The 22,615-nt window shown below is 61.3% G+C and carries 11 protein-coding genes; 4 read left to right on the top strand and 7 right to left on the bottom strand.

Features of this window, described 5'->3' with window-relative positions:
* Positions 1-151: 151 nt before the first annotated feature.
* Together GIV35_RS11480 and GIV35_RS11485 are read right to left on the bottom strand one after the other, a co-directional pair.
* Positions 152-1,570 carry an amino acid permease gene (locus GIV35_RS11480; protein WP_236265517.1) on the bottom strand — a complete coding sequence of 473 codons (1,419 nt, stop codon included), beginning with the start codon at positions 1,568-1,570 and terminating at the stop codon, positions 152-154.
* A 376-nt stretch (positions 1,571-1,946) separates the two neighbouring features.
* Positions 1,947-6,527 (bottom strand): hypothetical protein, encoded by a 4,581-nt coding sequence (locus tag GIV35_RS11485; protein WP_236265518.1) that lies wholly within the window; start codon positions 6,525-6,527, stop codon positions 1,947-1,949.
* A 183-nt stretch (positions 6,528-6,710) separates the two neighbouring features.
* On the opposite strand from GIV35_RS11485, the gene GIV35_RS11490 reads away from it, so the two are divergent.
* Positions 6,711-9,809, top strand: a complete 3,099-nt coding sequence (locus GIV35_RS11490; RefSeq protein ID WP_236265519.1) for a transglycosylase domain-containing protein — start codon at positions 6,711-6,713, stop codon at positions 9,807-9,809.
* 150 nt (positions 9,810-9,959) lie between these two features.
* Entirely contained in the window at positions 9,960-15,077 is a 5,118-nt protein-coding gene (locus tag GIV35_RS11495) for a dermonecrotic toxin domain-containing protein (protein ID WP_236304341.1), read from the top strand.
* Between the two features lie 13 nt (positions 15,078-15,090).
* Here GIV35_RS11495 and GIV35_RS11500 read toward each other — a convergent pair whose 3' ends face one another.
* The 5 genes from GIV35_RS11500 to GIV35_RS11520 all read right to left on the bottom strand — a co-directional run bounded on the left by GIV35_RS11500 (position 15,091) and on the right by GIV35_RS11520 (position 20,808).
* Entirely contained in the window at positions 15,091-15,573 is a 483-nt protein-coding gene (locus tag GIV35_RS11500; protein WP_223023304.1) for a CS1 type fimbrial major subunit, read from the bottom strand.
* Between the two features lie 5 nt (positions 15,574-15,578).
* Positions 15,579-16,337, bottom strand: a complete 759-nt coding sequence (locus GIV35_RS11505) for a hypothetical protein (protein ID WP_054922506.1) — start codon at positions 16,335-16,337, stop codon at positions 15,579-15,581.
* Positions 16,338-16,403: 66 nt separating this feature from the next.
* A complete protein-coding gene (locus GIV35_RS11510) occupies positions 16,404-17,651 on the bottom strand; it encodes a hypothetical protein (protein WP_105225881.1) in 1,248 nt (415 codons plus the stop codon).
* A 21-nt stretch (positions 17,652-17,672) separates the two neighbouring features.
* A complete protein-coding gene (locus tag GIV35_RS11515; protein ID WP_200649396.1) occupies positions 17,673-20,195 on the bottom strand; it encodes a CS1-pili formation C-terminal domain-containing protein in 2,523 nt (840 codons plus the stop codon).
* Positions 20,196-20,307: 112 nt separating this feature from the next.
* The gene (locus tag GIV35_RS11520; protein ID WP_057701438.1) at positions 20,308-20,808 is read right to left on the bottom strand and encodes a CS1 type fimbrial major subunit; all 501 of its coding nucleotides are present in this window, start codon (positions 20,806-20,808) and stop codon (positions 20,308-20,310) included.
* Between the two features lie 462 nt (positions 20,809-21,270).
* Between GIV35_RS11520 and GIV35_RS11525 the strand changes: the two genes are divergently transcribed.
* Positions 21,271-21,780, top strand: a complete 510-nt coding sequence (locus GIV35_RS11525) for a PadR family transcriptional regulator (protein WP_200648531.1) — start codon at positions 21,271-21,273, stop codon at positions 21,778-21,780.
* Positions 21,777-22,544, top strand: a complete 768-nt coding sequence (locus tag GIV35_RS11530) for a siderophore-interacting protein (RefSeq protein ID WP_223023273.1) — start codon at positions 21,777-21,779, stop codon at positions 22,542-22,544. The genes GIV35_RS11525 and GIV35_RS11530 overlap by 4 nt, the downstream gene beginning before the upstream one ends.
* Positions 22,545-22,615: the final 71 nt, after the last annotated feature.

Consider the following 22,615-nt stretch of genomic DNA (forward strand, 5'->3'; position numbering starts at 1 on the left):
CCCCAAATCCCTGTCGAATTCCGGCCAGCGTGGTTTAACGGGGCGCCTAAGATCAAAAGCAGATCAAGAGCGGCTCGCTTCGCATCGTGGTTACCGTTGAGCTAACAGAGTTATGTAGATACCTATGGCTATCGCAGGCAAGCCCGCACATTTAAACGGAGCGGGTCGCGCTGCTATTGGCGACGGCGGGCTGCAACTTGAATACGTAGTACAACATGGTCAACAGCACCAGGAACGCAGGCCCGACATACAGCGCCACACGGGTCTCCGGGAAGTACGCCATCAGGCCCACCACCAGCACCAGGAACGCCAGAGCCAGGTAGGAGCTGACCGGGTACAGCCACATGCGGTACTTGAGGGCCGCCTGCTCCGCCGGGCTCAAGCCTTTGCGGAATTTGAGCTGGGCCAGCAGGATCATCAGCCAGGTCCAGATCGCGCCGAAGGTGGCGATGGAGGTCACCCATACGAACACCTGGTCCGGCACCAGGTAGTTGAGCAACACGCCCAGCAGTAAGGCAAAGATCGACAGCAGCAGCGCTTTACGCGGCACGCCATTGCTCGATGTCGTGCCGAACGTCGCCGGCGCCTGGCCGTTCTGCGCCAGGCTGTAGAGCATACGCCCGGTGCTGAAGATGCCGCCGTTGCAGGACGACAGCGCGGCGGTGATCACCACGAAGTTGATGATGCCCGCGGCGGTCTTGATGCCCAGACGTTCGAAGGTCATCACGAACGGGCTGCCCTGGGTGCCGATTTCATTCCACGGGTAGATCGACAGGATCACGAACAGCGCGCCCACGTAGAACAGCAGGATGCGCCAGAACACCGAGCCGATGGCGCTGGGAATGGTCTTCTGCGGGTTACGCGCTTCACCGGCGGTAAGGCCGATCATCTCGACGCCCAGGTAGGCGAACATCACCATTTGCAGGGACATCAACACGCCCTGCACACCATTGGGCATGAAGCCGCCATGGGTCCACAGGTTGGAAATGCCCAACGCCACGCCGTCATTGCCGAAACCGAAGGCGATGATACCGACGCCGCCGATCACCATGGCAATGATGGTGACGATCTTGATCAGCGCGAACCAGAACTCGAACTCACCGAACGCCTTGACCGCGATCAGGTTGATGGTGCCCATGCTGATCAGCGCCGCCAGTGCCCAGATCCAGCGTGGCGTGTCGGGGAACCAGACCCCCATGTACACCGCCACCGCGGTAATTTCTGCGACGCAGGTCACCAGCCACAGGAACCAGTAGTTCCAACCGGTGAGAAAGCCTGCCAATGGACCGAGGTAATCCTGCGCATAGCGGCTGAACGAACCGGCCACCGGGTTGTGCACGGCCATCTCTCCGAGGGCGCGCATGATCACCAGGATCGCCAGACCGCCAATGATGTAGGAGAGCATGATCGCCGGGCCGGCCATTTCGATGGCCTTGGCCGACCCCAGGAACAGCCCCACACCGATACACGCGCCGAGCGCCATCAGGCGGATATGCCGTTCGCCGAGTTCGCGTTTGAGCGGGCCGCCTTGAGCGGTCTCGCCAGGGGGCAGTGGTTTGCCGACAGGCATAGGAATACAACCTCATTTTGTTATTGGATTTAGCCACCGAGCCTGGGCGTATCCGCGGATGGGCTGATACACCGGCAGGGCCGGACTCGCCTCATGGGCAAATCCGCCTGGTGCGACTCACGCGCACAGGTCAGCGGGCGTGCAGTATAAAAAGCTAACGTCAGGTCTTTTCACTCAATAAACAGGGAAATTTGGCGATAAGCCCCGAGAAAAACCGCTTGGGCGGTGCAAGCACCAAGCGTCTAGATCGGCCTTCCCGGCGCAAAACGGCGCAGAGTATTGCATAACCGGTCAGGATCGGGACACCTGGGGGCAAGCACATGAAGGCGCGGTTCTGCACCCCGAGGCCGTTCAAATGTGGGAACCGGCGTGCCGTTCAGTCCACACTGAAAAACAAACGTCTGGCCAGCAGCCGGGAAATGCTCGCACGGTCGATGTCCAGGGTTTGCTGCACGCGCCCGGTCTGGCCGCTGCGTATTCGGGCGAACGCCTGGGCTTCAGCTTCGGCCTGGGCCTGGCGCCCCAGGCGCTGCTGCTCGGGGCTTTTGATGTGGGCGGCGGTGTAGTGATCGTCCGGGCCCAGGCGGGTTCCATAGTGAAAGTGCGCGTAACACAGCGGCTGCGCCGTTTGCGCATCCTGCACAACATAGACTTGCAGAAAATCCACGGTTTTGCCCTTGAGGCGCACGCGGGCACCTTGTCGCTGAATGCGCACCTCATTGAGCGCGTGCAGGAAATCGACATCTTCGGCCCGCGTCAGCTTGAGTTTGCTGGCCCGGACGCGGGCCTCAACACCCGCCGCCTCCAGGCGCGTCGCCGCGGCCCGCAAGTCGCTGGCCCGCACCCTGGCGTTGGCCTGCTGGGTGGCGGCCAGCCGTGAGACGTCCAGGCTGCGTAATTTTCTGTCGATATCCGCCGCCACCATGCGCCGACTGTTGGCTTGCGCCGCCAACAGGGCTTGCAGGGATTCGGGCTCACACCTGTCAGACATGCCTTGCACCTTCGCAATCGCGTTGTCGACGCCTGCCAACAGCCGCAGGCCCTTGTTCACCAGCGCTCCCAGTTGCGGGTTGGCCGTACGGGGTTTGGCCGGCGGTTCTACCGCTTCCCATACGCCGTCGTCGGCCTCGGTGAAGGTGGCGATCACACTGCCCTTGTCGTCCACCAACTCTGCGGTGCCGGTCGGGCCTTTGACCCGGGCCACATACACATCGCGGTTGCGCGTGCGGATGATCTTTTTTTGCCGCGAGCCTGCCGCGTCTGCCTTGACCGATACCACACCAGGGGCGGTGTCCAGCAGGTCAGCCAGTTGCTCCTCAACCTGGCGGTGCAGGCCAGACAGCAACGTCTGGAGTTTTTGCAGATTGGCCAAGTCAAAGGTGTCCGGCGCCATGGCGCGCCAGAACTGAATATGGTCGTCGGTGAGCGCATAGATGCGCCCCAGGCTTTTGAGCACTTCTACACGTTCTTCCCGCGCGATGGAAAGATGCTCCAGGTCCGCCAGGGAGCGGCTGGCCCAGCGGGCACGATTGATCACCTGGTTCAAGCTGTCAAAAAACTCCGCCTCCAGCGGTGGGCCTTCGATATCAATGGTGATGCCCCACAGTGTGGTCACTTGCAACGCTTGCAAATCCAGGATCGAAGGCCGTGCAGCCAAGTCATTTTGCAGCTCGCGGGCCTTGTTGCGCCCAAAGCGCGGCACCGCCTTGAGTTGGTCAATATAGGTTTTTTCCAGCGTTCGCCAGCGAATCGCCGCCTCCTCGGCTGCCACTTGCTCACGCATGTTGCGGTCCAGGTCAGCATGGGCCTGGCGATTAAGATCGGAGCCGGCTTCGTCCTCACTCTCATCTTGCAGGACATCGAGCAGAGGGCGGATGCGCGCATTGATCTGAAGCATCTGCTCACGCGTGTCGGCATCCAGTAATTGCAGGCCCAGAATCAGCGATTCCAGCACTTCACAAAGCTCTTCTTCATACCGAGGCCGTGGCTTGATCGCACGCAAACGCATCAGCAATTGCAGCTCTTGTTGCGAGGACGTCACCTTATTCTGCATTTCCTTGCGGTAGCGTTCCTCAAGTTGCGCCAACTGTGCCTGGGTAACCTTGCCCTTTGATTCACGCGCCAGCTTACGCGCCAAGATCATGGCTGCACCGGCCCTGTCACGTGCGCGCCCAGCATCACGATATTGCTGTTCAAGGCTCGGCTCGGACACTTCAAGTGCCTGCAGCTCGGCTTCGAGCGCGGAATCTGCATTGCCCCCTGGCAAGTGCAATCGCGCATCAAAATCCCAATACCCGTCACCCACGGATTTCAACCAGGGACCTTTCTCGCGGCCATCGGCGCTGACGACCCGCACCGCATTGGCCTCGTCCACCACCCGGTACACGTGCCCGCGTACCAAGGCATGCCATTGCGGTGGTGAAAAGGAAGTGTCATAGACCAAACCCTGGCGCGGACCGCTTTGCTCGGCCTTGCTCCATTCTCCGGAGAAAACCCTGAGGCTCAGGCGGCGTGCCCGAGCATTCTGCGCGGTGGTCAGGTCTTTACGCGCATTACTCCAACGGATCGGGGTGTGGAACATTGCAGGCACGGGGACACGAACGGGCACCGACGCGGCGGGCTCGGCGTGTGCCAACGGCGCAAAGACGGGGTGCTCCAGTTGCAACGCCTGATGGGGGGCGTGGGGCGTGGCCTGGTGCGCAAGAATTGCCATCAGGTTGCTCAGTACATCCGTAACGGCTTTGTTCCTGACCTGTTCATCGTCGCTGGCCAGGTCCTGAATATCCTGCTGCAGGCTGTCGACCAATTGCACCAGCCATCCGCCCAATTGCAACGGCCCGCTGGTCAACGGCAGGACACTGGCAAACAACAGCCAACCCACCTGTTTCATATGGGCCCAGCGTTGTTCGGCGTTCGATACCGATTGCCGGTCAGCCAGGGCAACCAGAGCCTTTGCCGTGCCGTTGAACACCAGGGTGCAGGGGCCTTGCGTGCCCAACTGTTTGTGCAGTTGCGCCGCCGGCGGTTTGTCATACACGCCGAACTCATCGCCAGGCAAAAAGCGACGGATATGCGGTTCATTAAAGCCGCCGTTGGCGTAGACCGCCTGGCGTGCCGGAGCGATCCAGGTCAACACGCTGTCCTGTAATGGGCCTGGCGCCTTGATGGCCTCGAACAACGCTTGGATCGACGCGTACTCCTGCAACATCGGTTCGAGCAATGGCCGGTACAGCAGGTGCGCGCCCGCCTGCCCGGCCCTTGGGCCAATGATGAAGTGCGCGGTGACCTCATCGGCGTCAGCAGCCGCCGAAGCCTTGAACGCCAGCGGCCACAGCGCCATTGCCTGGCCCTGTACCGTACGATCGCCCAGACGCGATTGCAGCGCAGCCTGCACGCGCCTGAAGCCATCCAGCGTCAGGCCGTGCTCGTCCTTGATCTTCAGTTCCAACGCCAGCATCGGCAACTGCACGCGTAATTGGCGCTTGAACAACTGCAAGCGCCGAGCGTTTTCGGTTGGATCATCCAACAGCTTTCTTTTCAACAAAGCCGGGTAAGCCTGGCCGACGTCAGCCGTTTGCACACACCCGCTCAGCAGGTCGTAAGTCAACCAACCGGGCGCCGGGGCGTCGTTCAACGTGATGCTGGTGACGGTGTGAGGGAACCCGGCCAGGTTTTCCAGCGCCAGTTCGGTCAGGCTTACGGTGATCAGGTCGACTTCGCCCGCTATGAAACCTCCCGGCACCGGCACTGCGGCGGCAATCACGCGTTTAAAGGTCAACTGGACATCGGCAGGCAGCACTTTGCGCGCCGCGGGTTGAGCGTGCAGGCAAGTTTTGAGCGCGTCATCGGCAAACTGACGGATCGGGTCGATACCGTCGAGATACTGTTTTCCGCCATTTTGCTCGCGGGCCAGCACCAGGGCCTGGAGCAGGCGCGCATAGACGATGCTGTCTTGCTCGTCGGCGTGGGCCAGCCACAGCGGCATGGCGCTGCGCAGCGCTTGCTGACGTGCGCCCAGGCTGGCGACGAACCAGCGTCGCGGATCGGTGATGTAGTCGAGCAACGCCTGATGCTGCCCCGGTGCAAGTGCCAGGCTGCGGTCAATCCGGTCGATATCGCGCAGTTGACGTGCCAGGTAGCTCGCGGCCAGGGCGTCGAACGGATCGCTGTCAACGTCCTTGGCAAACCATTGCTCTACGCGCGCGCCCTCAGCAAAAGCCGGCAACCACGCAGCGATTTCGTCCTCGTCGCGCAGCGGGTGCAGGCCACTGGCCGGACTGAACAGCAAACGCTGTTGCCCGTGAATAAGGACCAGCACCGGCAGCATCTCGACGGGCGGCCCCGCCAGGTAAACCGCCTGCACACGCAATGCATCGCCGTGGGCGCTCCACTCGTTATCCGGGCGAATCGGATGCAGCAGGGTTTTGGGGAACAGTGTGGCGAATTGCTCCTCGCTGTATCCCGGCGGCTTGGGTGAGCCATATAGCAGTGTCAGCAGGTCATCCGACAGGTAGCCCCAGCGCGTCATGTTCACCGGCAGCTCTTCAGACCACCAGGCTTGCAGGCGTTGCACATAGGTCCTCCACAGCAGCGCGCCGCAACGGTTGATCAGCCGTTCCAGTTCAACCAGGCTCGGGCCACCTTCCACAAACACCTCGCGCACCCGTTGGGCGACCACGTGATAGTCCGCCACCAACAACACCGGGCCGGCGAGGGCCAGGCGTTGCAGCAACCACTCGGACAAGGCCTGGTAAACGAGGCTACCGTCAGTGTCGGCGGGCGCAGCGATATAAATCAGACCGGCCTGCCATTTGTGTTCAGCAAAATGCTGGTCAAGGTAGGCCTGGGCGCTTTCTTGCGCTACCGCCAGCAATGACGGCGGCTCGCGAAACAACGTTTCGATTTGCTCGCTCGTGATGAGGTGCTGTGAGTCGGCTGGAGGGGTGGAAGCGGTCATGTTGATACTCTGAGGGCAGTTAAAATCAAACGCTAACCGCCGCCGAGCGACCCGCTGGCCTAGACAATTAACGCCTGCCATGACGCGCTGTGTGCTGCCCCGTCGACAAACTTCGTAGGCAAGGCAATTCGCGTCTACGCTTCAGACAAGTCCGATCAATCTGTATGAATGGATCAATCGACTATGGGCGCACTGTGGCAAACCGACTCGCACCAGGCTGAAGCCGACAGCCCGTCACCCGCCCCATTGCCGAAAAAATTCAGACCGCCCCGGCCATGGCGCCGGCTGTTCTGGCTGATCCTGCTGCTGGTGCTGCTCGCCCTGGGTTTTGCCGTGTTGCGCGAGATGCACAGCGCTCGCTGGCAAGCTCGCACCCTCAGCCAATGGGCCGCGCAGTTGACCTACCGCGTCGAACCCGGAGCCAGCGATGCGATCCTGTACCCCGGCGCCGGGCCCTTCGATCAGCGCCTGGGCTACAGCGCCCTGGGCGACTTCCTGCCGCGCCTTCTCAAGCGTAATTACGTGATCGAGTCCCAGGCACGCTTCTCCGCGGCGCTGATGAACTACAGCCGCCACGGCCTGTTTATCCCCTACGCAGAAAAAAACCAGGCCGGGCTGAGCATCACCGATTGCCGCGCCGCGCCGTTGTATCAGTTCAACTACCCGACACAGTTGTATGCGCAGTTCAGCGACGTGCCAGCGTTGATGGTGCATAGCCTGCTGTTTATCGAAAACCGTGAGCTGCTCGACCCGCAGCCGGCCCAGGCCAACCCGGCGGTGGACTGGCCGCGCTTTGCCAAGGCCGCGTGGTCACAGGTTGCGCGCCAGTTGCACCTGCCGGGGCAAACGGCGGGCGGCAGCACCCTGGCCACGCAGTTGGAAAAGTACCGCCATTCGCCGGACGGCCTGACCCTGTCGGGCAGCGAAAAACTGCGCCAGATGCTCTCGGCCAGTGTGCGCGCCTATCAGCACGGTCCCGACACCCTCGTCGCTCGGCGGAACGTGGTGCGCGACTACCTCAACAGCGTGCCGCTTTCGGCAGTGCCCGGCCACGGCGAAGTGCACGGCATGGCCGAAGGCCTGCGGGTGTGGTACGGCGCCGACTTCAACCAGGTCAACCGCGCCCTGGCCGACACCACGAACACCGCGCCCAGCCTGGCGGCCCGTGGCCTGGCGTTGCGCCAAGTGTTGTCGCTGATGATCGCCCAGCGCCGCCCGTCCCACTACCTGACCAAGGGCCGCGATGAGCTGGCGCAGTTGACCGACAGTCACCTGCGACTGCTGGCGCAACAGGGCGTGATCTCGCCGGGATTATTGAAGGCAGCGCTGGCCAGCCAGGTCACCTACCGCGACTGGCAGCAACAACCGACCACCCAGAAGATCGAGGCCAACAAAGGCATCAGCGTGGCCCGCAGCCGCCTGGCCGCGCTGCTCGATCGCCCGCTGTACGACCTCGACCGCCTGGACCTGTCCGCCACCAGCACCTTGCAAGGCCAACTGCAGGAGCAGATTACCGCCTACCTCAAGCAACTGGCCGACCCGGCCTATGCCAAAGAGATCGGGCTGCTGGGCGAGCGCTTGCTCACCCCCGCCAGCACGCCGCAGGTGCGCTACAGCTTTACCTTGTTCGAGCGCACCGCCGACAGCGCGCGCGTGCGGGTGCAGACCGACAACACCGACCAGCCGTTCGACATCAACGAGGGCAGCAAGCTTGAATTGGGTTCTACCGCCAAGTTGCGCGTGCTGACCACCTACCTGCAAATCATCGCCGAGCTACATGAGCGCTACGGCGCATTGGCGCCAGCAGCGTTGAAAAAAGTCGAGGTCGCCGAGCAGGACCGCCTCAGCCGTTGGGCCGTGGACTACCTGCTGCAAAATCCCGGCAAATCCCTGACAGACATGCTCGAAGCGGCCTTGGACCGCACCTATTCGGCCAGCCCCGGCGAGCGCTTTTTCACCGGTGGCGGCCTGCACCGCTTCCATAACTTTCGCAACCAGGACAACGGCCGCAACCCGAGCCTGCGCGATGCCCTGCGCGAGTCGATCAACCTGCCGTTCATCCGCCTGATGCGCGACCTGGTGCGCTACGTCACCTACACCAGCGCCAACAACAGCGCGCAGTTGCTCAAGGACGACAGCGAGCCCCGCCGCCAGGAATACCTGGCGCAATTCGCCGACCGCGAAGGCACCGCCTTCTTGCTAAAGTTCTGGAAGAAGTACCAGAAAAAAGACACCCAGGCGCGCCTGGAAACCTTCCTCGACAGTCTGCACCCCACACCGATCCGCCTGGCGGCCGTGCACCGATACCTGCTGCCCGACGCCAGCCGCGAGAGTTTCAACAGCTTCCTGCGTGCGCGCCTGGCGGGAACCAAAGGCCAGCAGACACTCACCGACAAACGCCTCGACACGCTGTACGACAGCTACGGCCCAGGCGCCTATGACTTGCCTGACCAGGGCTATATCGCCAAGGTGCACCCGCTGGACCTGTGGCTGATGGGCTACCTGCTCAACCATCCGGACGCGACGTTCAGCGAGATCGTCAAAGCCAGTCAGTTCGAGCGCCAGGAGGTTTACAGCTGGTTATTCAAAAGCCGCCATCAGAGCGCCCGCGACGGGCGTATCCGCACCATGCTGGAGATCGAAGCGTTTCTGGAGATTCATCAGCGCTGGAAGGCGGTGGGCTATCCGTTTGATCATCTGGTGCCATCGTTGGCGACCGCCATCGGCAGCTCCGGCGACCGCCCGGCAGCGCTGGCCGAGTTGATGGGCATCATCCTCAATGACGGCGTACGCATTCCGGTGCTGCGCATCGACAGCCTGCACTTTGCCGCCGGTACGCCCTATGACACCCGCCTGATCAACGCCCCCGACCGCGCCCGCCGAGTAATGCCTTCCGAGGTGGCGACGGCCCTGCGCGGCGCGCTCTCCCAGGTGGTCGATGCCGGCACCGCCAAACGCGTCGCCGGCAGTTTCAAACACGCCGACGGCACACCGTTGGCCATGGGCGGCAAGACCGGCACTGGCGATAACCGTATCCAAGCCATCGGTGCCGGCGGGCGCATTCTCAGCTCCAAAGCGATCAACCGCACCGCCACCTTTGTGTTTTATATCGGCGAGCGCCACTTCGGCACGCTCACCGCCTTCGTGCCCGGCAGTTCAGCGCAGGGTTTCACCTTCACCTCGGCGCTGCCGGTGCAGGTGCTCAAAGGCATGGCGCCCCTGTTGATGCCATACCTGCAAGGCAACGAGCAGAACGCCTGCGTGAGCAGCACCGGTAAATAAGCGTGCAACGCAAAGTGCGATGTAGTGGTTATGTATGCCTGGCCTTTCATGGGCGTGATTAGGGTAGGTCAGGTCATCTGACTTACAGGCAACCCAACCATGTTATTCGAGCCCCCCTACCCGCACGCTGCCAGCCACGCAGAAAAGGGTATGCATTTTGATTTGATCCAGCGTTCAGTTCCCGAATGGCTCAGCACCAGCACACTCACCCGCGTACGCGCATTGCAGGCCGCCAGCCCTTTCGTCTATACCCGGCTCAAGTCGACCGCTCCTCTTGCAGACACGGTGTCCAAGGACGCCCTGGCCAAGCAATGGATCGCCAGGAATGATCTGGATGACCATTTCAAATACCTGAAGGACGTGTACGCATTCGCCGAGCCCCTACTAAAAAATGCCCTGCGTGAATACGGCAACATTGATGTAAAAAATACGTTTATCCGGCTTTATGCGCCCGCCAAAAACAGCTGGTGGGTCATCGAGGCAAACAAAGGCGTGACCAGCCGCACCGTGTCGTTACTGGATGCCGCACTGCATAACTTTAGCGCCAACGAGCAGTTCGCCGACTATGCATTCCTGGCCAAAGCCGACGCCCTCGGGCAGCAGAACATCCTGACGTTCACCTCCAGCAGCAGTGGCCAGCCCCTGACCGCGCAAGGTTTCAAAAGCCTGTGTCGCACCCTCGATATCGGCCGGCAGTATCAGACGCGCTTATTGAAAATCCTGGGTTTCGACAATCAGGTACAGGCCGATAAGTTACGGCTCAAGGTTATTGCCTGCGACAAGGCTTCACTGAAGAACGCCGCCTGCATCGCCTGGTCGCAACAGCACCTCCAAGCGGATGCCCGACGCCTGATTCTGGATATCGTTGAGGGCAAGCCCAAGCCGACGCTGGATGGCATCGCGGTGGCGTATTACAACCTGAGCCTGCTCAATGCCCGCCTCAGCGGTATTGTGCTGATTGCCGCGCCACAAGGCCACGACAAGCACATCGAACGCCTGATCGCCTACGTGCCCGAAGACCCCGAGCACCCGTTGAAGGAGTACGCTTCGCCGATCGAACTCATGAACGAACTGACACGCCAGCTGCGCGACAGCACCTCAACCGGCGAGGCAACCGCTCAACCCTCTTACCGGCAGTTTTTCAGTCAATTCATCGACCATAAACAACGTGGGCATTTTTTTGCCGAGCTGCAAAATCGTCTGTTCAAGGTGCAATGGCATCAAAAGAATCGCACCGACAGCGGACCCACTTGGCGAACCATCGCGGTCGACACGCCGCAGTTACACTTCAGCGTGCAAAACATCTTCGACGACCATCACAACCGCCCGCCCACCGGCCATTCCGAACCCGATACGCTGTGGCATTACCTGTACCGGGTCAAGGTCAATAAAGTCGTCAACGACAGCCGTGAGCTGGCCATCAGCACCGCCTACGCCGACCTGATGGCACGCTGGGCCTGGTGGGACAACCTGGGCAAGATCCTTTCGGATATCTTCAATGCCGCGTTGCTGGTGGTCACCCCGTTCGTGCCGTTCCTGGGAGAGTTGATGCTCGCCTACACCGCCTACCAGGTGGCCAGCGATGTCTTCGAAGGGATCGTTGACTGGGCGCAAGGCCAAGGGCTGGAGGCCATCGGGCATGCCATGGATGTGGTGGAGGCGCTAGTGCAAGCAGGCATTTGGGCGGGGGCCGGCAACATCGGCCAGGCCATCACCCTCAAGCTGTCGCCCTTCGTCGAGGGCCTGCACCCGGTGACACTGGCGGGCGGTGAACATCGCTTGTGGAACCCCGACCTTTCGCCCTATCAGCAGAACATCAGCCTGCCCCAAGACATCACCGCCGACGCACAGGGCTTGTATCAGCACTCACAGAAACACTGGCTGGCCCATGGGGGCGAACACCTGCATGTCAAACCTGACCCCCATCTGCCCCTCCATCGCATCGTGCACCCCAGCCGGCCAGATGCTTATCAACCCAAAGTGCACGTCAACGGCACCGGTGCCTGGGTGCATGAAGGTGAACAACCGCGCAGTTGGAATGATCACACGCTGATGCGCCGCATCAGCCCCGCGGCCCGTTCGCTCACTGCCGAGCAGCTCGAACAGGTCCGTGTCACCAGTGGCAGCGAGCCCGATCATCTACGCCACATGTACGTGCGCAACCAACCGACCCCGCCACTGCTGGCCGACAGCCTCGAACGCTTTCGCGCCGGACGGTTTGCCGAAGAATCGGCCGACAAGATACGCACAGGCCAGACACTCGAACCCTATTCCTACTGGTTCGAACAGGCCGTCACCGACCTGCCCGGCTGGCCGTCAAGCAAAGCGCTGGAGGTGTTTTACAACAGCGACCTGAGCGGCGAGTCGCGTAAATACGGCGATGGCGCCGCAGCACCCGCCGACACCCTGCGTATCAGCCTGGCCGACGTAATGGCTGCCAAACTGCCGGAGCGCGTGCTGGGTTTTCTCGACGAGCAGCAGGTCAATACGCTGCTGGGCGAAACCCTGCCGCAGGCCGAACAGGCCCAGGCGTTGCGCAATAAACTGGCGGACTACGTCGACGGCTTTGGTGGGCACCTGGCCAAAAGTTACTACCAGCTAGGCCAAGTCAGCAGCGACCCGCATGTAGCCCTGTTACGCCAGAGCTTTCCCGAGCTGGCGCTGAGCAATGCCAACGCGTTGCTCAAGCAGGCCTGGCCTGAAGAAACCAGGGTGATGACAGAGGAACAGCGCCTGCCCCTGCGCCTCAGAAGTCTGGCTCGGGAGTTTGACTTCGACAGCCAGGCCTGCCGTGCCGTCGAAGGGCTTTACCCGCCCCGGCAACCCTCGGCGCAAAGCGAGCGGTTGGTGCTGAACACCTTACGTCTGCACAGCGACGTCTTCAGCGGGCTGAAAATCGACATACGGGACAACAGCCCCACCGGTCCTTTGCGCTGCAGTGTGGGCGAAGCCGACGCGCTCCAGACCCACACCCTGGTGCGCAACGCAGACGGAAACTATGCAGTGTTCGACGCCGATGCCAAGCCGTTGAACCCTGCCACCACGCTGTACGAGTGCCTGCTCGGGACCCTGACGCAAGACCCGCAACGCACGCCGCCCTACGCGGTTGGCGAAGGTGAGCAACTGCGCCAATGGGTAATCGAACACAATCAGGCACCGGCCGAGCGACGCCTGGCCTTGGCCGAATCGCCGGTGCGGATGCGGCCTGACCCTGAGACCGAAGTACTCCTGGGCGGCGGCGCATCCTGCAAGATGTCTCACACGGACAGCTACGATATGCAGCCCAAAACCATTGAAGAGCGCATCAAGCAGTTGCTGCCCGCCATGAGCAGCGAAGCCGTTCGACGCTTATCGATCACGCTGGGTACAGCCGAAGGCGAGCAGACACTGGCGCAGATGGAGTCGCAAAAGCAGCAACTGTTCCAACAGCTCGATGCCTACATCAAAGGCCCGACACGCTGGGAAACCACCCTGCTGGAACCGGAAGTACGCAAACGCCGTGGGATAGTCGCCAGCCGCCTCTACGACGGCTGGAGCAATGGCCTGACGGTTCACTTGGACGAAAGCTTCGAACATCGGGGTGGTATCGCTCTCGATTTGTTCAACACCGCCATGCCCGACGAACTGCCCACCCTTAATGTGCCCCTTAACCACATCAGTGACCTGGACTTGCGCGGTTGCGAATTTTTGGATCGCCACGCCGCCTTTCTCGACAACTTCCCGCATCTGCGCGACCTGGACTTGAGTCATAACCAGCTCACCCAGTTGCCGGCGAACCTCGGCAAGCTCAAACGCTTGCGACGCTTGCATCTGGAAGGCAATGCCCTGGTACTGGACGATGCGGCCATAGCAACACTTGGACGGCTCAAGCGCCTCAAACAGCTTGAAATGGCCGGTAACCCGCTGGGGCGCGCACCGGATATCAGCCAAATGCCGGCCTTGACCTGGCTGAACCTGCGCAATACACAAATCAAGGAGTGGCCTGCCGGGCTGGTGGGCCAGTCCCGTGCGCGCGGATTCCAGCTGGACGTGAGCGAGAATGCGATCACCCAGTTGCCCCACGTCACTCCTGGCTCGGATGACGCCGACCTCATCGCCCGCACGCGGCTGGACCAGCACCGGCTCACATCGGATTTTCAGGACCTGCTCGCCGAATATCGCGAATCGGTGGGGTTGGACCCGCTACGCGCCTATGCCCCTAAAGGCGAGAGCGAACCCTGGCTGACCTACCTCAAGCCAGAAAAGCGCGAGCGCTATCGACAACTGTGGGATGAAGTTGAAAAGGAACCCGGCTCCCAGGGCCTGTTTGAAGTGATCAAATCCCTGGAGGAGCCGGATGAGTTTCAAGCTGACGAAGATCGCCTGGCCTACCAGAGCAATCACCCTGAGCTGAGCCGGCGGGTATGGCGCCTGCTGCGGGCGGTCGAAGCCGACAGCGACCTGCGCGAACGCGTATTCAAGGACACCCGCTACCCCGGATTATGCCCCGACGCCGGCGCGCTTATTTTTCAGAAACTGGGCGTCGAAGTGCTCGCCAGCGAAGCCCATAGGACCAGCACATCACCCGAGGAACTTGAGGCCCGCCTGGCGGTGCTGGCCCGTGGCGCCGCGCGCGATGCTTACATGGGCAAAGCCATTGGCGAAGACATCGCCCACCGCCTCAAACCCAAGGATCAGGGCGGGCTGGGACAACGGCTATGGTCGCAGGTCATCGACGGCGAGCATGGGGAAGTCGACGAGGCCGGTATTCATCTGGCCTATCGCAGTACGCTGGCAGACCGGCTGGATCTACCGTGGCTGTCCACCCATATGACTTACCGCACACTCGCTGACGTAACCCCGGCGCAGATCGAAAAGGTGGCCGCCGCGGTAGCCCGGTTGGAAGAAGGTGATGGGCTGGTGAATCAGATGCTTTTGGACAAAGGTTGGGAACGTTACCTTGAGCAGCAGAACCCCACCGCCAAATGGAACAATGACAACACCTTCGACCTGAAGTACCAGCAGCTCGATGAATTACAGGCGCTGCAAGCGCAATACGCTCAGGCGCAGGACCTGCCGCAAACCGATCGGCAAGCGCTGCGACTAAAACTGCGCGACCTTGCGCAGGCCCTGGAGTTGGACGAAGACAGCGTGTTGTCCGGCAACCCCATGAGTGCCGCCCAGTACGATGCCACACTGAACGAGCTGGGGTACCGTCACAACCAGTGGCTGCGAGACCTGACTCATGCGGCGCTGAACCGGGCCGGGACACGCAAGAACCGAGGGTAATGGGCCCGAGCGGTCAAGGCGCCAGAAAATCAAACATCAGGTGCACCGTGCCGTAGTAGGACCCGCCCTGGTATCCACCCTGCGGCTCGATCGGAGTAATCTCCAGCTCGACGCGCCGGCCCATGCCCGCCTCGTCAGCGCTGAGTACCTGGGTCGAGTCCAGGGTAAGGGGCACCCGGTTGAACAGCACGCGCAAATCAATACGATCGCGGCCGCTCAACAGATAGGGCACGTCCCCCAGCCGCGCGGCTACGCCGCCATTGAGGTTTTTCACGTCGAAGTTCTTGCGCAGGCGCCCGAGCCTGGAGGTCGCCAGGTCCCATGCCAGCAGTTGGTCCTGCGCCATCCAGTCGGGTTCGGAGGGCAGCACATAGGCTTCGTGGATCGGAATGGTGACCGACACATCAAAACTCTGGCGCTCCTGAAAGGCCTGTACCGGCGCGCCGATGAATAACGTTGCGACCAGCCCCGCCCATACCGTCAGTTGCTTGAACATTGTCATCACCCGTTGCTGTTGACCGTCATCGGTGTTTTGTCGCGGCCTTCGATCATCTGGAAGCGGTATTCACGCCCAGGCTTTTTCTCGAGCTGCCATTGGCGTCCCGGCAGGATGTGGTGCTTGGTGGTGGCTTCGCAGTCGGTTTTTTTCGCCGCTGAGCAGTCCCGGAACTCATCGAGCACCACCACGCTGTTGCCGGCGTTGCGCAGGGTGTACTGGTCGGCGGTCTCGACGACCTTCGTATCGAAGCGGGTGTCCTTGGGCCGCACGAAAAACACCGTGCCGTAACCGGCCATGACGTTGACGCCGGCGGCGAGATCTTTTTTGTACTCGTCGCGCTCGGCGTCGGTCACGGCGAAGTCGTCTTCCTTCTCCGGCACCACCGGGATGAAGCGCACCCGGAAGTAACGCTCCTTGTCGCGCTCGCCCATGTACAGCAAGCGAGTGCCCTGGCGCCCGCCCGCCGGAACAATCAACCGCGCCGGGCTGGCCATCAGGCCGTCGCGGCTGGTGGCGGCCCCCTTGTCATCCGTCAGGGAGGCCACCGGGATTTCCCTGGACGTGCCGTCGGCGTTATAGACAATTTCCAGCACATTGACCTTGATAAAGGCGGTGCTGGTGCCGCCGTTGAACACCCGCTTGAGGTAAGAACTGCGGTCGCCCTCCAGGTAGTCATACACCACGCCGACATTGATCGCCGGCCCGGCCTGCGCCGCCAATGACATCAGCAACAGCCCAGCCCCTAACACTGCATGTTTCATGTTTGATTACGCCTTATTGATTGAACGCGGCCCACCACAGGGAGCCGATATGCGAGCCGGGCTCGCCTAGACTTCCGAATCCCAGATCACCGTGGCCACGCCGGAATAGGTGCTGCCGGGTTTCTTGAGCATGTCGGCGACGTCATCCTTGCCCACCTCGAAATGCAACTTGCCCTCGCGGTTGTTCACGTACTGCAACGGCTGGAACAGTTCGGTGCCGACGCCGTCGAGGCGCAGGGGCAGTTTGTTCACGCCCTGGTCGTGCTGATCACGCAAGCCATAGGGCAGGCTCACGGCGACTTGAAGCGGCACTTCGTCACCGTCGTTGTTGCGCAGGCCGCAGGTGTTGCCGATCACCAGCCCGCATTCAAGGGTCATCTTGAAACGTGAGCTGGCGGAGATTGCGAAGGTCTGGTCACGCCATAGCCGCGACGGGCGCCGCCCCTGGTTGAGCCAGGCTTGCCAGCCGCCTTCGGGTAACAGCTCGATGCGATTGCCGCCCGCCGGCAGGTCAATCTTGAGCACGTGCTCCACCGACAAGATGAAGTTGAAGGTCAGGGTGTTTTCGTCGGGGATCATGGTGGTGCCGAAATCCATATCGCCGCCCGGGCCCATGGTGTAAGTGATGGAACCCTCATAAGTACCAGCGTCCATACCCAGAGGGTTTGGTGTCTTGAGTTCGTAGCCGTACTCAAGCGTGCTGTAGCTCATCCGCCCGATTTCCATACCATTTGTAACGCTGCAGGCTCCGGCGTTCTCTGGAACGATCCAGAAAAAAAGCGCATACGCTTGTCCCGCCGCCATGTAATTGATCGGCAAGCACGGTGCCGGCGCCCCTCGCCAATAAGTGTTCCAGCCCACACCTGGCGTGGCCCAGCCGGACACACCCGGTGGATAAGAGACATTCCACCGTCCCCCAATACCTGCAATGCGCATCTGTACCGTCTCCGCACGACCGGTGACGGTATGAGTGACTTGCAGATCGCGAAATGCCGAGGGCACCTTGAAATAGGCGCTCTGGCGCGGATCCTCCGGAAACGCCGGTATCGGCCCATTGGAATAGGCCCGGAACGAACTGTTACGGATACTGAAGGTATTGACCGCCTCGCACCTGGCTGGAACGTGCCAGGGACACAAGCCACTTTGCGGCGTGGTATTGACGAATTTATTGCTCGTTGGGTTGGCCGGATCGGGGCGAAACACCGCCGTGATCTGCTCGACGATAGCCAGGGCCGGCAAGCTGTAGGTAGCGCCCAAAACCAGCGCGAATGCACAGAGCCCCAAGCGTTTTTTCATTGCGGTAATCAAGGTCATGAACTCCCGTTTCAACCGCCGTCAACCGGCGGTTTCGCCCTTGTGGTTAGCTTCGGCCAGCGTGTCCGGTGTGCAGCGCAGATCACCGATCATCAGCACGTCGTTTTCATCCGGCGCAGTGCTCGGGTCCAGGCGGAACTGGCAGAGCAACTGGTTCTGGTAGCGCACCTGCAGGGTCGGCGCGCTGGCGCTCATCTCCATGGAGAAGAACCCGTCCACTTCGCTGACCCCACGGCTGGCGTGATTGATTACGTGATGGCCTTTAAGCGGCGCGCCGCGTTCATCCAGCAGGCGGCCGAGTACGGTGACGGTTTTCATCACGGTGATCTTGCGGTAGTCCACGCCGCCCTTGTTCAGGTGGTAACTGGAGCGTGCGGGCTGGATGTTCGCCGCCGGCGGGTGGTTGCCTTCGAAGTCGAAGCTCACGCTGCTGCTCTTGTAGGCCGAGACCGGCACGTAGTTGCGCCCCGGACGCAGTACCGCGCTGCCGCCGCCCAGGTCGTCGGCGCGCAGGGCGATCTCGTCGAGGTCGGTTTCCACATCGATGATCATCCCCGCGCCGTTGCCCTGGTACTGGCTGCTGAGCAGCATTTTCCCGGCGCCCGCGACGAAGGTGCTGTTGAGGTTCAAGCCACCACTGAAATCGCCATTGAAGGAGCTGCGCTGCACAAAGCCGTCGCCGCTGACCACGTCGGTACTGAAGTTGGCCATGCCTGACAGGCCGACGCCGTAGGTATCAGTGATCGCCGTGGCCGAGACACTTTGCAGCACATGGTCGGTGAGGTTCTGGCGATACGTGATCGACGCATTGTTATCGCGGCCGCCATCACGGGCGGTGCGGGTGCCGATGCTGCCGGAAATCTGCCGGCCTTCGCTGCCCAGGTTCACGCTCAGGCTCACATCCACGCCACGGTTGCGCTGGTCATTGGTGCCGGCGCTGCCGGGGCGGTCGAACACCGAGAAACGCCAGTTGGCATCACTGCCGAAAAAGCTGTCGTGACGGCTCCAGCCCAGGTCCAGCCCCGCACCTTCGACGTTGCCTTGGCTGTGGGACACCCGCATGTTCAAGGTGTTTTTCGCATCAAGGCGATGGTTGACCGACAACGCCGAATTGCTGGCCTGGCCGACAAAGGTGTTACGCCGCAGGCGCGTGCCGTCGGGCAGGGTTTCGTAGGTGTCGCGGGTGTCGAGCCAGCTGCGGTTGTGACTGAACACCAGGTTGGTCGCGCCGAAGCTGTAGAGCCCTTGCAGGTCAAGGCCGGTGCCATGTTCACGGGTTTGATAAACATTGGCATAGAGGCTGGTGTTGTCGGCAACGGTCCAGTCCACCGAGCTGCCATATTGCAGTTGCTCGCGCACCTGGCGGGCCGACAGGCCAAGAATCACCCGTGGGTGCAGCAGGTAATTGAGCGACGCGCCGGCCGTCACCGCACCTGAGGCTTGCTCGTCCCAGTTGCTGAACAGCTTGGTTTCGCGCCCGGCGAACAGGTTGTAGCGCCAGCGGTCTTCGGCGTTGCGCCAGTTACCGGGCTTGTACACCAGCTCCTGGGTAGTGCTGGTGGTGAGGCCGTCTTCCACCAGGCGTACTTCCACTTCATAGATACCGCCGGGCAGTGGCCGGGTGTCCAGCGTTTGCAGGCCGGCGGCCACGGCCTGGGTGTTGATCAGCAAGCCGTTGCGATAGATCTCTACCGCTGCCTGACGGTTGGCGGTGACGTAGATCGGGTACACGCTGGGCTTGGGGTTGTTGATCGCCAGGCTGTCGGAACTGCCGTACATGATGCCCAAGGCGGTGTCGGGGCTGGCGCCGAAGCTGCGCAGTTGACGGGTCAGGCCATCGGAATTGGGGGTGAAGTGGCCAAGGCGAAAAAACTGCCCCTCCAGTTCACGCTGGGTGTACAGCTCATGAATCGCGTGGCGCATGGGTTGGTCATTACCGCTCTGGCGCGCCAGTTGCAGGTTGAACACCTGGCTCCAGTTGCCCACGCTGGAACTGGCTTGCAAACCATAACGGCCGCCGAGGCTGTCTTGCTGACCGCCATTGAGGTTGAGCTGGTTGTTGATGATCAACCCCAGGCTGCCGCCGTCGGGCTGGTCGTAAAAGCGCGGGGCTTCGCTGCTCAGTTCAACGTCCTGCGTGAGGATCGATAACTGGGAGCTTTCCAGGTTGTAGTAAGCAGAGATCATCTTTTGCGGGCAAGACTGGGTACAGGCGCCCAACGCCACGCCTTTTTCCAGCAGGCCTTGCCAGGTGTCGCGGGTGGCAGCCGGCACCTTGCTGTCGCCGGTGTCGGTGAATTCGAGCAGGGTGACGCGGTCGTCCCGGGACAGCACGATCAGCGCTTCGCCAAGCAGTTGGTGGTCCAGGTCTACGCGCACCGCCAGGGGTACATCGAAAAAGTGATCGGCAAAGCCTGCGGGCAAGCCTTGGGCCTGAGTGATCAGGCTGCCGGGCGTGGCTGCACCGGAAGCAGCAGGTGCCGCCAGCGCACTCGTACATATCAGCAGCGCAAGCGCAGCCGCGATAGGCGTCATCGGGAACATGAACGGATACTCTGAATGCCAGGAGACCAGAATCGAAAACCAGGCCGGCGAACGGAGGAGGAATTCGCCGACCTGAAAAGTCATGCCCGCGCCAAGCGGGCATTGATTGGCATCAAGGCCCTACTGGCAGTACCGCGTCGAAGACCACTGGCATCACAGAGGTGTACGAACCGCGCTGAGTCGCCGAAGGCTTGGCTGCGACGATGCGCATCTCCGCACCTACGCCTGGGGTGGAGTCGGCTTCGTTGACCACTTCCTGTGGGGTGCCGGTCAGGGTCACACCATTGAGGGTGGTGGTGAGCGGGATGTTCTGGCTTGGGTCACCGTTGAACAGCACGGCCGGGCCGCCTTCGATGTAGGCGTGAACCGAACCATTGGTGTTCTTGATGTCGTAGATGGCGCTCAACGGCGCCAGCTCACCGCTGACCAGGTTGTAGGTCATGGTTTCATCGCGACCCCAGTTCGGGTCACGCGGCTGGGCGTGGAACACCGTAGTCGGGATGGTGGCCTTCATGTTGACGGTGTGGCTGGCTTCACCGGCAGCAAAAGCTGTTACCGAGGAGGACAGCGCCATAACAGCCAGGGGAACAGCAATCGCGAACTTCTTGAACATGGTCAATACCTGTAGTTATCAACATTGAGTGATTCGTCGCCAAGTAACCGCCTTAACAACGAACGCGCTGCCGTTAGTTGCAACGCCAAACAATGATCAACTCAAAATAACAGTAGGTATGCAGGCAACCTCTCACACCTGCGTAGCCCTAATAATCAGGGATTGAGAGAAAAACATGGCACTTTGCCAAAACTTTCAAAGTGGCTGTAAGAACAAGACTACAACACAAAAAACAGGGCCAACCAAAAGAACTTTCGCTCAGAAAAATACCACAAACTATCTGCCGGACCTAAACTTAACTGAGTTTAAACTCTAATTAAAGTTATGACTCTAAAATTAATCGTATTCTACGTATTCCAAGGTCCTCTGCCGGAAAAGGCGCCGACGACCGTTGGTCGCCCAGCCCTATCGTCACATTAAGATATATCTTAAGTTATATCTAAACCTGTCTGGAGAGCCTGCATGAGAAACGAATCTCGCGGTGAATTCGAAAAACGTGGTGGTCGCGGTCCTCGCGTCTTCGCACCGGGTGATCTGAAATTACTGCTGCTGGCGCTGATCGCCGAACAGCCATGCCACGGCTACGACCTGATCCGCCGCATCGAAAGCCTGTTCGACGGCGCCTACAGCCCCAGCCCCGGCGTGATCTACCCGACCCTGACCTTCCTCGAAGAGAGCGAGCTGATCAGCGGCACTGCCGAAGGCGGGAAAAAACACTACACAATCACCGACGCCGGTCGTCTCTTCTTAAGCGAGCAAGCGGTTGCTCTGGACGGCGTGCGCATGCGCATCGATGTGAGCAAACGCTCGCTGCGCGGCCACGATCGCCCACCCGAGATTCATGAGGCGGTGCACAACCTGCGCCATGCCTTGCATTCGCACAACGGGCACTGGAGCCCGCAGGAAATCGTTCGTGTTGCGGCGCTGCTCAATCGCACCGCCCAAGCCATTGCCGACGGGACAGACCAATGAACACACAAGCCATTCATCGCGTGACTCACGAAATCAAACGCCGCCGCCTGGAAGTGCTGCGGGTGGTGGACATCACCCCGCGCATGCGCCGCATCACACTGGGCGGGCCCGAGCTGGCGGGCTTTATCAGCCTGGGCAGCGACGATCACATCAAGCTGCTGTTCCCGCAGAACGCCGCCGAGCAAGCGGCGCTGGAAAGCCCGACGTTCGCCATCAAGGGCGACGGCCCGCAACCGGCCATGCGCGACTACACGCCACGACGCTACGACCTGAAAATCGGCGAGCTGGATATCGACTTCGTGCTGCATGGCGATGGCCCTGCGTCTACCTGGGCCGAGCAGGCGCAGGTCGGTCAGCACCTGTATATCGGTGGGCCACGAGGCTCGATGATCGTGCCGGACATTTTCGACAGCTACCTGCTGATCGGCGACGAAACCGCCCTGCCCGCCATCGGTCGACGCCTGGAAGAACTGCCGGCCGGGCGCAAGGTGCTGGCGGTGATTGAAATCGCGGATGCGGCGGAACAACAAATGCTGCAAAGCGCGGCGGACGTCGAGATTATTTGGGTGATGCGCGGCCAGGATGATCTGCTCGATGTGGTGCGCAACCTGACGCTGCCCAGCGGGGCGTTGTACAGCTTCGTCGCCACCGAAACCAAGCTGTCGCGCCAGGTACGGCGGGTGCTGCTGGATACGCACAAGGTCAATGAGCAATACCTCAAGGCCGTGGGCTACTGGCGTGCCGAAGGTAGCGACGAAGAATAAAGGTGGTGCTTGCCTGCGATGCAAGCACCTCGGTTTATCAGTTACACCGAGGTGATGCTATCGCAGGCAAG

Origin of the sequence: Pseudomonas sp. PA-1-6B, assembly GCF_021609545.1 — a bacterium.
Taxonomy (GTDB): domain Bacteria; phylum Pseudomonadota; class Gammaproteobacteria; order Pseudomonadales; family Pseudomonadaceae; genus Aquipseudomonas; species Aquipseudomonas fluorescens_BV.